This window comes from Kitasatospora azatica KCTC 9699, assembly GCF_000744785.1.
GTDB lineage: Bacteria > Actinomycetota > Actinomycetes > Streptomycetales > Streptomycetaceae > Kitasatospora > Kitasatospora azatica.
This window is the reverse complement of sequence record NZ_JQMO01000003.1, coordinates 1,097,694-1,111,002: the sequence shown is the minus strand read 5'-3', so window position 1 is coordinate 1,111,002 and position 13,309 is coordinate 1,097,694. Positions and strand designations below refer to the sequence as shown.

Sequence of the window (13,309 nt, the reverse complement as noted above, 5' to 3'; positions counted from 1 at the left end):
TCACTCCGCCAGCCGGGCGGACTGCTTCGGCAACTGCTGGGCGCTGTACTGGTCGGCCCGGGTGTGGTTGTCCGCGTGGGCGGCCAGGCCGTCGTGGATGCTCTCCAGGCCTTGGACGAGGACGCCGATCGATGCGATCACCGAGTCGTGCGGCGGGGAGTACGCGTCGCCGAACTCCTTGCCCTGCTTGTCGTCGCCCCAGGGCGCGCCGAGGCCGGTCAGGCTCTGCTTGAGGGACTCCAGAGCGGTCTGCAGACTGGCGCTCTGCTGCGAGAAGGTCGGCGCGACGGCCTGCACGTCTCCCGGATGAATGGTGAACTGTCCACCGGTGTCTGCCATGTGGGCCCCCGCCTGCTCGAACACGCTGACGCTCGAGATGCTATCGGCAGCTCCTGTCGGTGGTCCGGGAATGCGGGGCCGGACATTTTGGTTGAACTTTCACGTTCACCCCCGAGCGACACTGGAGCCAGCCCCCATGAAGGTCGAGATCTACTCCGACATCGCCTGCCCCTGGTGCTACATCGGCAAGCGCCGGTTCGACCAGGCGCTGGAGAAGTTCGACGGCGAGGTCGAGGTGGTCTACCGCCCGTACCAGCTGGTGCCGGACGCGCCGGAGACGGCGAGCCCGCACCGGGAGTGGCTGGCTGAGCGGTACGGGCCGCAGTCGCGGGCGATGGACGACCGGGTCACGCAGCTGGGCAAGGCGGAGGGCATCGAGTACGACTTCGACAGCGCGCTGCACGCCAACACCTTCCTCGGCCACCGGCTGCTGCACCTGGCCGAGACCGAGTACGGGGCGAAGGTGCAGGGGGCGCTCAAGGAGGCGCTGCTCAAGGCGCACTTCACGGACGGCGTGGACGTGGGCGACCGCGCCGCGCTCACCGAGGTGGCCGTCACGGCCGGGCTGGACCGGGACCGGGTGACGGCGTACCTGGCCGGCGAGGAGGGCGTGGCCCAGGTGCGGGCGCAGCTCGCCGAGGCCCGCGCGATCGGCATCAGCGCGGTGCCGACCTTCGTCTTCGAGGGCCAGTGGGCGGTCCAGGGCGGCCAGGAGACGGAGACCTTCCTGAAGGTCCTGCAGCAGGTCGCCGCCGAGACCGGCGCGGCCGCCAAGGCGGAGACCACCGACGGCGAGGCCTGCGCCGACGGGGCCTGCGCCGTCTGATCCGGCCTCAGCCCGCCGGCTGAACGCTCAGCAGTTGAACGCCCAGCAGTTGAACGCTCAGCAGCTGAACTGCGCGTTCGCCCAGTCCGCCAGGATCCCGGTCGACCAGTACCCGTCCACCGGTGTGACCACCAGCTGGATCGAGTGCTGGCCGGCCAGCGGGACGTGCACCGGCACCGGGGCGTCGCCCGCGTGCAGCGCGGGGGAGCGCCACAGCGAGCGGTCGTCGTCGCCGAGCACCGAGAAGCGGACGGCACCGGGGGCGAGCGTCAGGTCGTCCACCCCCGCCAGGCCGTCGTAGGCCGAGCAGGGGCGGTTGAGGTCGATCGTCACGGTCGACGGCGCGTGCACGCTGACGCCCCGCTTGTAGGAGGCGCCGGCCATCGACAGGCCGTCACGCTGCAGCAGTAGCCAGTCGCTGTGGTGGCGGTCGATGCTCGGCGAGATCGACCGGCCCCGGTGTGACTCCTTGCTGAACGGCAGCTCGTCCACCCAGAAGCTGGTGGGTGGCGGGGGCGGCGGCGCTGGCACGGGGGGCAGCACCGTCGGGACCACCGGTGTGGGCACCGGTGGCGGCGCGAAGCTCGGCACCGGCGAGAGCGTCGGCGGCAGCGCTGCCGGGGACGGCGGTGCCGGCGGCGTCGGGGTGGGCGAGGCGGAGGGCGTCGGCGAAGGTGTGGGCCTCGGCTTGGCCGGCGTGGGCGACGGGGTCGGCGCGGGGGGCGGCGACGGCGGGGGAGGCGTGGACGCCTCCGGGGTCGGGGTCGGGGTCGGGGTCGGGGTCGGGGTCGGTACGGGCGCGGGTGCGACCGCCGCCGGTGGCGGCGGGGGGCTCGCGGGTGCGCTGCTCGGGGGCGGCGCGGCGGCGGGGGCGCGGCGGCGGGCGAGCTGCTCAGCGCGTAGGCGACGGCGGCGACGGTGGCCACGGCCACGGCGGCGGCGATCGCGGCCTTGCCGGCCGCCCCGATCCCCTGCCCGGCAATGGCGCTCGCGGCCGACCCGCCACCTGAAGCGGCACCACCCGACGCGGCGCCGGCGGCACCACCGGCTGCGCTACCGGCAGCACCGCCACCGGCTGCGCCGGCGGCAGCACCCGCAGTCCCACCGGCTCCGGAAGCCCCGGAAGCCGCAGCAGCGGCCCCACCAGCCGCCGCCCCGCCGGCAACCGCGCCACCCGCCACCGCAGCCGCGGCGAAGGCCGAGAACGTCCCCGCGCCCACCCAGAGCAGCACCCCACCGGGCAGCAGCAGGCGCAGCGCGTGGTTGATGTCCACCAGCTCCAGCAGCGCGGCCGTGCACCGCGCACAGTCGCGCACGTGGTCGCCCACCTCGGTGGAGGCCCGCTTGCGCAGCGCCCCGCGGGCGTACTGGCCGAGCCGGCTGGCGTACTCCTCGCAGCCCTGGTCCTGGCTGCCCGAGACGTGTGCCTGCAGGAAGGCGGCGGCCAGCCGGGAGCGGGCGCGGTGTGCCTGGACGGCGGTCGCGTTGGCGGTCTTGCCGAGCATGACCGCGACGGTCTTCGGCGACTCCTGCTCGACCTCGGTGTGCCAGAGCAGCACCCGGTCGTCCTCGGGCAGTTCGATGAAGGCCTGCATCACCATGCGCTGGTCTGCCTGGGCCATCGCCCAGGCGTCCGCGCCGGGGTCGGCGAGGTCGTACCCCACCGCCGCGGCGGCCGCGGTCTGCGCGAAGGCGCCGAAGTCGTCGATCAGTTGCTCGCGCCGCTCACTGCGGGTCCAGGCGGCGGCGACGTTGCGCACGGCCGTCAGCAGGTAGGCGCGGACGGCGAACTCGGGGCCCTTGCCGGCCTTCAGGGCCTGCAGGGTGCGGGCGAAGACCTCGCCGGCCAGGTCCTCGGCGGTGAAGCTGTCACGGCAGCAGGAGCGGGCGTAGCGGCGGACGGCCTCGGCGTGCCGGCGGTAGATCTCCTCGTACGCGGTGTCGTCGCCGGCCCGGACCAGGGCGGTCAACTCGGCGTCGGAGGGCGGGCGGTCGCCGTCCACCGGGTCGGCGGGCGGCGGCACCCGGCCGAACGGAACCGAGTCCTCCGCTTCGATCGGGGCGGCTGCGGTGACGAAGGCCTCCGGGGTCACCCCGCCCTGACCGGCCACGGCCTGCCCGGGGACCCGGGGGCTGCCGGTCGCGGCCTGGGTTCTCGGCGGAGTCAGCGACTCGCGGACCGGCGCACCGGCCTGACCCGGCACCTGGCCGGTCGCGGCCTCGGCCCCGGGCTCGACGCTCCGCTCGTTCTGCTCCTCGGCACTCATCGCCGCGCCCCGCCCGATCCGCGCCCGCAGGGCGCACCCACAGCGCACGCTTGGCGCACGGGTGCTCCGCTGACGTGCAGCGATGCGCCGGGGCGCGCGACGGCGGCTTCGGCACCCCGAAGGGTGCGCACCGGGACATTGGCTCCAACCACGGCCAAAGAATGGCATAGCGGCGGGTGCTCCGGAAGCCGCACCCCGCCCGACCCACTCTTCCGGGGAAGCGCCCGAGGTCCGGTTCCCCTGCTCCGGCGCAGCGAGTTGACGCCAGGTTGACGCGCCGCGCGCCCAGCTGCCGCCCGGCCGACCCGCCGCCGACCCGCCGCCGGCGGTCAGCCCGTGCTCAGCCGGTGCTCAGCCCGCCCGCAGCCCGTCCAGCAGGATCCGCAGCAGCCGCTCGCCCGGGTCCGAGCCCTGCGGCCCCACCGCGCGGCCGATCGACGGCGGTACGGCCGCCGTCAGCACCAGCACGATCTCCGAGACCGTGACCCCGGGCCGCAGTTGACCGGCCGCCGCCGCCCGCGCCACCAGCGCCGCCAGCAGCTGCAGCAGCAGTCGCGGGTCGGCCTGCTGGCCGCCCGGATCCGCCAGGCCGTCGCCGAGGCCGTAGCCGCCGTAACCGCCGTACCCGTCCGGGGAGAGCCGCTGCTCCGGCACCCGGGCCAGTTCCTCGGCATAGCCGAAGGCCTCCGGCGGCAGCAGCCGCCCGGCGCCGGTGCCGACCGCCGTGGCCAGGTAGCCGGCCAGCGCCTCCCACGGCCCGGCCGGGCCGTACAGCGCCTCGCGCGCCCGGGCGGTCAGCCAGGCCACCTCCTCGGCGGCGATCCGCTGGACCAGCACCTCCTTGCTGGGGAAGCGCCGGTACACCGTGCCGACACCCACTCCGGCGCGCCGGGCCACCTCCTCCATCGGCGCGTCGTAGCCGAGTTCGCCGAAGACCTCGCGGGCCGCGCGCAGCACGCTCTCCAGGTTGCGGCGCGCGTCCACCCGTAGTCGGGGGCCGCTCGGACGGCGCTCGACGGCAGGGGGTTGGTCCACGGTCGTGCCCTCCGGCACCCGCTGCTCAGGCACGGTGCTCGTACCCCCGTCGACCTGCGGCATCGTCGCGTCGCCCAGCAGGTGATCCTGTTCCATCATTCCCAACCCTCCCCCGGAGGAGCCCGTCCGGGGCTCCTGTGCGTAGTCGTCGCAGCCGCCCGTCGCCCGCGCCGGATCCGCACGGCCTCCGTCGCATCCGAGCGAGGATCATCCGCGGACTACCCTTCCCCGTTTCAGCGTGGGACAGTCGGGCTGGTCGGCCTACGGTAAATCAGGCCGTAATGGATTCACCACCCGGGGTGACGACTTCCCCGAGGCTCATGCACGACCTTGTCCGGGCGAATCCGGTACGGACTGTGGACAACACCGCCCTCGGCAAGGCGTCATTGGTGCGTGAACCAGGTCACATCGACAGGGGGTGGCACCATCCGGATCCTGATCGTGGGCGGCGGCTGCGCTGGGCTCACCACGGCCCAGCGGCTCCAGCGAGCCCTGCACGAGGAGCTGCGGGCCGGCCGGGCAGAGATCACCGTGGTTGAGGCCGCACCCTACCTGACGTACCGTCCGCTGCTCGCCGAGGTGGCCGCCGGATCGATCGATCCCAGGCATGTGGTGGTCCCGCTGCGCCGGGCGCTGCCCGACTGCCGGGTGCTGACCGCGCGGATCGCCCGGATCGACCACGCCCGCCGACTGGCCTGGCTGGCGCCGCAGTCCGGCACGGAGGTCGAACTCCCGTACGATGAGCTGATTCTGACGGTGGGTTCGGTATCCCGCACGCTCCCGGTCCCCGGACTGGCCGAGCACGGCCTCGGATTCGAGACCGTCGGAGAGGCGGTCAGCCTGCGCAACCACGTGCTCACCCAGCTGGACCTGGCCTCCTCCACCCGCGACCCCGAACTGCGGCACGCCGCACTCACGTTCGTCTTCGTCGGGGCCGGCTACGGCGGCGTCGGTGCGCTCGCCGAGCTGGAGGACATGGCCCGCCACGCGCTCCGCGGCTATCCCAACATCCAGCCGGAAGACCTGCGTTGGGTGCTGGTCGAGGCCACCGACCGGATCCTGGCCGAGGCCGACCCGCAGCTCGCCGCGCACACCCTGGCCCAGCTGCGCGACCGCAACGTCGACGTCCGGCTCGCCACCACCCTGGACTCCGCCCAGGAGCAGCGGATCGCGCTCTCGGACGGGAGCCGGTTCGCCGCCCGCACCCTGGTCTGGACGGCCGGCGTCCGCCCCGCCCCGCTGCTCGCCGCCACCGACCTGCCGCTCGAACCCGACGGCCGGGTCGGCTGCCTGGACACCCTGCAGGTGCTCGGGCCGGACGGCGCCGCGCTGCCCGGCGCCTGGGCGGCCGGCGACTGCGCCGCCGTGCCCGGTCCCGACGCCGCCGCCTGCCCGCCGAACGCCCAGCACGCGCTGGCCCAGGCCGAGGTGCTCGCCGCCAACCTGGTCGCCGTCCGGGCGGGCCGCCCGGTCACCGCTTACCGGCCCGAACAGACGTACGCCTCCACCTCGCTCGGCCTGCGCCGCGCCGTCGCCCACACCCGCCGGCGCAGCCTCACCGGCCGCCGCGCCTGGCTGCTGCACCGGGCCCGTACGCTGCGCCGGCTGCCCAGCCCCGACCGCCGGGTGCGGATACTCGCGGACTGGCTGCTGGCCGGGCTCTTCGCCCGCGAGGTGGTCTCGCTCGGCACGGTCGAGCACCCGCGCGCCGAGTTCGAGTCCGCGGCGAGCGATGCGGACGGCTGACAACACGACCAACACACGTACGACTTCCGGAACCATGCCTTCACCTGACAGGATCTGCGTGACAGCCCGTTACGTCGCGTATGGACACCTGTACGAAACGTGACGGACCCACGAGATCCCCCAGCCTCCGGCCGGGTGGTGCCCCCAAGGAAAGCGACAGTCGGTTGAACCTCATGCGCTGGAGTGCGCGGCTCACCGGGGCCCCCTGGCGCGTCGCTCCGCCCCAGGACGACCCTGTCCCCGCCCTGCCCGGGCAGCGCGACCCGCAGGGCTCCCTGTCGCTCACCGGCCTGCCCGAGGTCGAGCAGCTGCTCGACCTGCACGAGCTCTACGACCTGCGCGACGTGCTCGGCCGCCTGCCCGCACCCGTGGTCATCACCTACGGCACCCGGCACCGCCTCGGCTACGCCAACGACGCCTACCGCGAGCTCTTCGGCAGCCGCGCCGTCGGGCTGCCCGCCGACGAGGCCCTGCCCGAGCTCGCCGAGCTCGGCCTGCTCCCGCTGCTCGACCAGGTGCTGCGCAGCGGCCGCGGCCGCGGGGTCAAGGCCCGCAGCATCGCCGACCGCGCCATCGGCGGCCCCAGCCGCTCCTTCAACGTCTCCTGCGTCCCGCTGCACTCCACCGAACGCACCGGAGCCCGCGACGGCCAGTCGCCCCCCGCCGTCGGCGTCCTCGTCTTCGCCGCCGAGGTCACCGACCAGGTGCACGCCGCCGCCCGACTGCGCGAGGCCGAACGCCGCCAGCGCGAGGCCGCCGTCACCCTGCAGCGCAGCCTGCTGCCGCAGAAGCTCGAACAGCCCGCCGACCTGCGGGTCGCCGCCACCTACCAGCCCGGCGGCGCCGACGCCGCGGTCGGCGGTGACTGGTACGACGTGATCAGCCTGCGCGGCGGCCGCACCGCGCTGGTGATCGGCGACGTGATGGGCCGCGGCCTGCGCGCCGCCGCCGTGATGGGCCAGCTGCGCACCGCCGTCCGCGCCTACGCCCGCCTCGACCTGCCGCCGCACCAGGTGATGAGCCTGCTCGACGGCATCGCCATGGAGATCGACGCCAACCAGATCGCCACCTGCGTCTACGTCGTCTACGACCCTGCCGCCGGCACCCTCACCTACGCCTCGGCCGGGCACCTCCCGCTGATGCTGCGCAGCCCCGACGGCACCGTCCTCCAGGGCGAACAGCAGAACGGCCCCCCGCTGGGCACCGGTGGCGGCACCCACAGCTCGCACACCCTGCGCCTGCTCCCCGGCACCACCGGCGTCCTCTACACCGACGGCCTGGTCGAACGCCGGGACCAGGACATCGACCACGGCCTCGGCCGGCTCGCCCACACGCTGTCCGGCGCCGTCGGCTCCCCCGCGGTGGTCTGCGCCCGGCTGCTGCGCGCGATGGGCGTGACCGCCGAGCACGACGACGACGTGGCGGTGCTGGCCTTCCAGCTGCCGGGGGACGAGGAGCCGCCGTCCGATCCCGAGGTTGACTCTGACCTCGGAGAGGTCTAGTGTTCTTCGAGCTGCCCGTCAGGGAGCACCGGACGCACGCTCTGTGCGGACGGTCCCGGGTGCAGCCACTCTCCTGAAACACCACTCTCAGCAAGATCGTCGGTCATCGGCGTGCGGCCTTTTCTGCGCACCGTCGGGGCGGGCTTGTTTTGCTGTGCCGGTAATTCGCTGAGTGGGCCCGGATTCGCTTTTCGGAGCGGAGCTGAGCTAAAGTTCAACACGTCGGACGGGCCGTCAGGTCCGGTACGGCGAAGGCCTCTTGAGGCCGAAGCGGTGCGGAAGACCTGGTAAGGTTGGAAACACCGAGAGCGAGTCGGGAAACGCCGAGAGGCGGATCTGATAAGCTCTACGAAGTAAGAACGAAGGGCCCGGAGAAAACGCGAGAGCGAATTCGAAGGAAGTCCCCGTTCCTTGAGAACTCAACAGCGTGCCAAAAGTCAACGCCAGATATGTTGACATCCCCGGCCTCGATCGCTTGATCGGGGTTGGAGATTCCTTTTGAAGTAAAACACTAGCGAGGACGCAGTGCACGGGGTCGGCCTATTCCGCCGATTGTCGTGCCGCTCTGCGCGGGTGGTTGCCGGATTACCGGTAGACATTCACGGAGAGTTTGATCCTGGCTCAGGACGAACGCTGGCGGCGTGCTTAACACATGCAAGTCGAACGGTGAAGCCCTTCGGGGTGGATCAGTGGCGAACGGGTGAGTAACACGTGGGCAATCTGCCCTGCACTCTGGGACAAGCCCTGGAAACGGGGTCTAATACCGGATATGACCTGGGACCGCATGGTTCTGGGTGTAAAGCTCCGGCGGTGCAGGATGAGCCCGCGGCCTATCAGCTTGTTGGTGGGGTAATGGCCTACCAAGGCGACGACGGGTAGCCGGCCTGAGAGGGCGACCGGCCACACTGGGACTGAGACACGGCCCAGACTCCTACGGGAGGCAGCAGTGGGGAATATTGCACAATGGGCGAAAGCCTGATGCAGCGACGCCGCGTGAGGGATGACGGCCTTCGGGTTGTAAACCTCTTTCAGCAGGGAAGAAGCGCAAGTGACGGTACCTGCAGAAGAAGCACCGGCTAACTACGTGCCAGCAGCCGCGGTAATACGTAGGGTGCGAGCGTTGTCCGGAATTATTGGGCGTAAAGAGCTCGTAGGCGGCCTGTCGCGTCGGATGTGAAAGCCCGGGGCTTAACCCCGGGTCTGCATTCGATACGGGCAGGCTAGAGTGTGGTAGGGGAGATCGGAATTCCTGGTGTAGCGGTGAAATGCGCAGATATCAGGAGGAACACCGGTGGCGAAGGCGGATCTCTGGGCCATTACTGACGCTGAGGAGCGAAAGCGTGGGGAGCGAACAGGATTAGATACCCTGGTAGTCCACGCCGTAAACGTTGGGAACTAGGTGTTGGCGACATTCCACGTCGTCGGTGCCGCAGCTAACGCATTAAGTTCCCCGCCTGGGGAGTACGGCCGCAAGGCTAAAACTCAAAGGAATTGACGGGGGCCCGCACAAGCAGCGGAGCATGTGGCTTAATTCGACGCAACGCGAAGAACCTTACCAAGGCTTGACATATATCGGAAACGGCTAGAGATAGTCGCCCCCTTGTGGTCGGTATACAGGTGGTGCATGGTTGTCGTCAGCTCGTGTCGTGAGATGTTGGGTTAAGTCCCGCAACGAGCGCAACCCTTGTTCTGTGTTGCCAGCACGCCTTTCGGGGTGGTGGGGACTCACAGGAGACTGCCGGGGTCAACTCGGAGGAAGGTGGGGACGACGTCAAATCATCATGCCCCTTATGTCTTGGGCTGCACACGTGCTACAATGGTCGGTACAAAGGGCTGCGATGCCGCGAGGCGGAGCGAATCCCAAAAAGCCGGCCTCAGTTCGGATTGGGGTCTGCAACTCGACCCCATGAAGTTGGAGTTGCTAGTAATCGCAGATCAGCATGCTGCGGTGAATACGTTCCCGGGCCTTGTACACACCGCCCGTCACGTCACGAAAGTCGGTAACACCCGAAGCCGGTGGCCTAACCCTTGGGAGGGAGCCGTCGAAGGTGGGACCAGCGATTGGGACGAAGTCGTAACAAGGTAGCCGTACCGGAAGGTGCGGCTGGATCACCTCCTTTCTAAGGAGCACATAGCCAGCTGCGGAGCGAATGTCTTCGCAGTGGTTGCTCATGGGTGGAACGTTGACTATTCGGCACACTGGGCTGATGGTCTTCTGTCAGTACTGCACTTCGGTGCGTGGAAAGCGTTCTGTGAGTCTGGTGTGTCGGGCACGTTGTTGGGTCCTGAGGGAACGGCCGTCATGGTCTGAACCTCGAGGATGCCGGTCCCACGGACAGTACTCGTTTTCGGGTGGTGTAGGTGGGTGTCTGGTCGTTGTTTGAGAACTGCACAGTGGACGCGAGCATCTGTGGCCAAGTTTTTAAGGGCGCACGGTGGATGCCTTGGCACCAGGAACCGATGAAGGACGTGGGAGGCCGCGATAGGCCCCGGGGAGCTGTCAACCGAGCTTTGATCCGGGGGTGTCCGAATGGGGAAACCCGGCAGTCGTCATGGGCTGTCACCCGCACCTGAACACATAGGGTGCGTGGAGGGAACGCGGGGAAGTGAAACATCTCAGTACCCGCAGGAAGAGAAAACAACCGTGATTCCGGGAGTAGTGGCGAGCGAAACCGGATGAGGCTAAACCGTATTGGTGTGAGACCCGGCAGGGGTTGCCGATACGGGGTCGTGGGAAAGTTCTTCAGTCGTCTGCCGGCGGCTGGGTGAGTCAGAAACCGTTGGTGTAGTCGAAGGACATGCGAAAGGTCCGGCGTAGAGGGTAAGACCCCCGTAGACGAAACATTAGCGGCTCACTTGAGCTTCTCCCAAGTAGCACGGAGCCCGAGAAATTCCGTGTGAATCTGGCGGGACCACCCGCTAAGCCTAAATATTCCCTGGTGACCGATAGCGGATAGTACCGTGAGGGAATGGTGAAAAGTACCGCGGGAGCGGAGTGAAATAGTACCTGAAACCGTGTGCCTACAAGCCGTGGGAGCGTCGTTCGCCAGCTTGCTGGTGGGCCGTGACTGCGTGCCTTTTGAAGAATGAGCCTGCGAGTTTGCGGTGTGTAGCGAGGTTAACCCGTGTGGGGTAGCCGTAGCGAAAGCGAGTCCGAATAGGGCGTTTGAGTTGCATGCCCAAGACCCGAAGCGGAGTGATCTAGCCATGGGCAGGTTGAAGCGCGGGTAAGACCGTGTGGAGGACCGAACCCACCAGGGTTGAAAACCTGGGGGATGACCTGTGGTTAGGGGTGAAAGGCCAATCAAACTCCGTGATAGCTGGTTCTCCCCGAAATGCATTTAGGTGCAGCGTCACGTGTTTCTTGCCGGAGGTAGAGCACTGGATAGGCGATGGGCCTCACCGGGTTACTGACCTTAGCCAAACTCCGAATGCCGGTAAGTGAGAGCGTGGCAGTGAGACTGTGGGGGATAAGCTCCATGGTCGAGAGGGAAACAGCCCAGAACACCGACTAAGGTCCCTAAGCGTGTGCTAAGTGGGAAAGGATGTGGAGTCGCAGAGACAACCAGGAGGTTGGCTTAGAAGCAGCCACCCTTGAAAGAGTGCGTAATAGCTCACTGGTCAAGTGATTCCGCGCCGACAATGTAGCGGGGCTCAAGCACACCACCGAAGTCGTGTCATTCACAGAATACGTCCAACGACGCTGTGGATGGGTAGGGGAGCGTCGTGTTCCGGGTGAAGCGGCCGAGGAATCGAGTCGTGGACGGGATACGAGTGAGAATGCAGGCATGAGTAGCGATACAAGAGTGGGAAACTCTTGCGCCGATTGACCAAGGGTTCCTGGGTCAAGCTGATCTGCCCAGGGTAAGTCGGGACCTAAGGCGAGGCCGACAGGCGTAGTCGATGGACAACGGGTTGATATTCCCGTACCCGCTTTGAAGCGCCAACGCTGAACCAGGTGATGCTAAGCCCGTGAAGCCGGCCCGGAGTCTTCGGACAAAGGGACGTGGTGGAGCCGGTGGTCCAAGTCTGTAGTAGGTGAGCGATGGGGTGACGCAGGAAGGTAGTCCAGCCCGGGCGGTGGTTGTCCCGGGGTAAGGGTGTAGGCCGAGTGGTAGGCAAATCCGCCACTCTTTAAGGCTGAGACCTGATGCCGAGCCGATTGTGGTGAAGTGGATGATCCTATGCTGTCGAGAAAAGCCTCTAGCGAGTTTCATGGCGGCCCGTACCCCAAACCGACTCAGGTGGTCAGGTAGAGAATACCGAGGCGTTCGGGTGAACTATGGTTAAGGAACTCGGCAAAATGCCCCCGTAACTTCGGGAGAAGGGGGGCCGGAACTGGTGGAGGCACTTGCTGCCCGAGCTGGGGCCGGCCGCAGAGACCAGCGAGAAGCGACTGTTTACTAAAAACACAGGTCCGTGCGAAGCCGTAAGGCGATGTATACGGACTGACGCCTGCCCGGTGCTGGAACGTTAAGGGGACCGGTTAGCTTGGATTCGTCCGGGCGAAGCTGAGAACTTAAGCGCCAGTAAACGGCGGTGGTAACTATAACCATCCTAAGGTAGCGAAATTCCTTGTCGGGTAAGTTCCGACCTGCACGAATGGCGTAACGACTTCTCGACTGTCTCAACCATAGGCCCGGTGAAATTGCATTACGAGTAAAGATGCTCGTTTCGCGCAGCAGGACGGAAAGACCCCGGGACCTTTACTATAGCTTGATATTGGTGTTCGGTTCGGCTTGTGTAGGATAGGTGGGAGACTTTGAAGCCTTGACGCCAGTCTTGGTGGAGTCGTCGTTGAAATACCACTCTGGTCGTGCTGGATGTCTAACCTGGGTCCGTGATCCGGATCAGGGACAGTGTCTGGTGGGTAGTTTAACTGGGGCGGTTGCCTCCTAAAGGGTAACGGAGGCGCCCAAAGGTTCCCTCAGCCTGGTTGGCAATCAGGTGTTGAGTGTAAGTGCACAAGGGAGCTTGACTGTGAGACCGACGGGTCGAGCAGGTGCGAAAGCAGGGACTAGTGATCCGGCGGTGGCTTGTGGAAGCGCCGTCGCTCAACGGATAAAAGGTACCCCGGGGATAACAGGCTGATCTTCCCCAAGAGTCCATATCGACGGGATGGTTTGGCACCTCGATGTCGGCTCGTCGCATCCTGGGGCTGGAGTAGGTCCCAAGGGTTGGGCTGTTCGCCCATTAAAGCGGTACGCGAGCTGGGTTTAGAACGTCGTGAGACAGTTCGGTCCCTATCCGCTGTGCGCGTAGGAGTGTTGAGAAGGGCTGTCCCTAGTACGAGAGGACCGGGACGGACGAACCTCTGGTGTGCCAGTTGTCCTGCCAAGGGCATGGCTGGTTGGCTACGTTCGGGAGGGATAACCGCTGAAAGCATCTAAGCGGGAAGCCTGCTTCGAGATGAGCACTCCCACCTCCTTGAGAGGGTAAGGCTCCCAGTAGACGACTGGGTTGATAGGCCGGATGTGGAAGCCCAGTAATGGGTGGAGCTGACCGGTACTAATAGGCCGAGGGCTTGTCCTCAGTTGCTCGCGTCCACTGTGTTGTTCTGAAACAACGACCCCATCCCGTTTGGTCACGGGGAT

The 13,309-nt window shown here is 67.6% G+C and carries 6 protein-coding genes, 2 rRNA genes and 1 pseudogene; 5 read left to right on the top strand and 4 right to left on the bottom strand.

Features of this window, described 5'->3' with window-relative positions:
* Positions 1-339, bottom strand: a complete 339-nt coding sequence (locus BR98_RS16040; protein ID WP_063774918.1) for a WXG100 family type VII secretion target — start codon at positions 337-339, stop codon at positions 1-3.
* 136 nt (positions 340-475) lie between these two features.
* Between BR98_RS16040 and BR98_RS16035 the strand changes: the two genes are divergently transcribed.
* Positions 476-1,165: a DsbA family oxidoreductase gene (locus BR98_RS16035; protein ID WP_035845373.1), complete on the top strand. Its 690-nt coding sequence runs from the start codon at positions 476-478 to the stop codon at positions 1,163-1,165.
* 57 nt (positions 1,166-1,222) lie between these two features.
* Here BR98_RS16035 and BR98_RS41330 read toward each other — a convergent pair whose 3' ends face one another.
* The 3 genes from BR98_RS41330 to BR98_RS16020 all read right to left on the bottom strand — a co-directional run bounded on the left by BR98_RS41330 (position 1,223) and on the right by BR98_RS16020 (position 4,566).
* Positions 1,223-1,612, bottom strand: a complete 390-nt coding sequence (locus tag BR98_RS41330) for an NPCBM/NEW2 domain-containing protein (protein WP_232247876.1) — start codon at positions 1,610-1,612, stop codon at positions 1,223-1,225.
* Positions 1,495-3,432: an RNA polymerase sigma factor gene (locus BR98_RS16030; protein ID WP_051969825.1), complete on the bottom strand. Its 1,938-nt coding sequence runs from the start codon at positions 3,430-3,432 to the stop codon at positions 1,495-1,497. Before BR98_RS16030 ends, BR98_RS41330 begins: the two co-directional genes overlap by 118 nt.
* A 351-nt stretch (positions 3,433-3,783) precedes the next feature.
* On the bottom strand, positions 3,784-4,566 hold the full coding sequence (locus tag BR98_RS16020; RefSeq protein WP_232247434.1) for a TetR/AcrR family transcriptional regulator: 783 nt from the start codon (positions 4,564-4,566) through the stop codon (positions 3,784-3,786).
* A gap of 294 nt (positions 4,567-4,860) precedes the next feature.
* Between BR98_RS16020 and BR98_RS16015 the strand changes: the two genes are divergently transcribed.
* The 4 genes and pseudogenes from BR98_RS16015 (at position 4,861) to BR98_RS16000 (ending at position 13,247) form a co-directional block, all read left to right on the top strand.
* Positions 4,861-6,213: an NAD(P)/FAD-dependent oxidoreductase gene (locus BR98_RS16015; protein ID WP_232247433.1), complete on the top strand. Its 1,353-nt coding sequence runs from the start codon at positions 4,861-4,863 to the stop codon at positions 6,211-6,213.
* A gap of 164 nt (positions 6,214-6,377) precedes the next feature.
* Positions 6,378-7,658 (top strand): annotated as a pseudogene (locus tag BR98_RS16010) (PP2C family protein-serine/threonine phosphatase); the annotation flags it as partial.
* Between the two features lie 655 nt (positions 7,659-8,313).
* Positions 8,314-9,835, top strand: a 16S ribosomal RNA gene (locus BR98_RS16005).
* A 292-nt stretch (positions 9,836-10,127) separates the two neighbouring features.
* Positions 10,128-13,247: ribosomal RNA gene (locus tag BR98_RS16000) — 23S ribosomal RNA — on the top strand.
* Together the 16S and 23S rRNA genes form the textbook arrangement of a ribosomal RNA operon.
* Positions 13,248-13,309 lie beyond the last annotated feature (62 nt).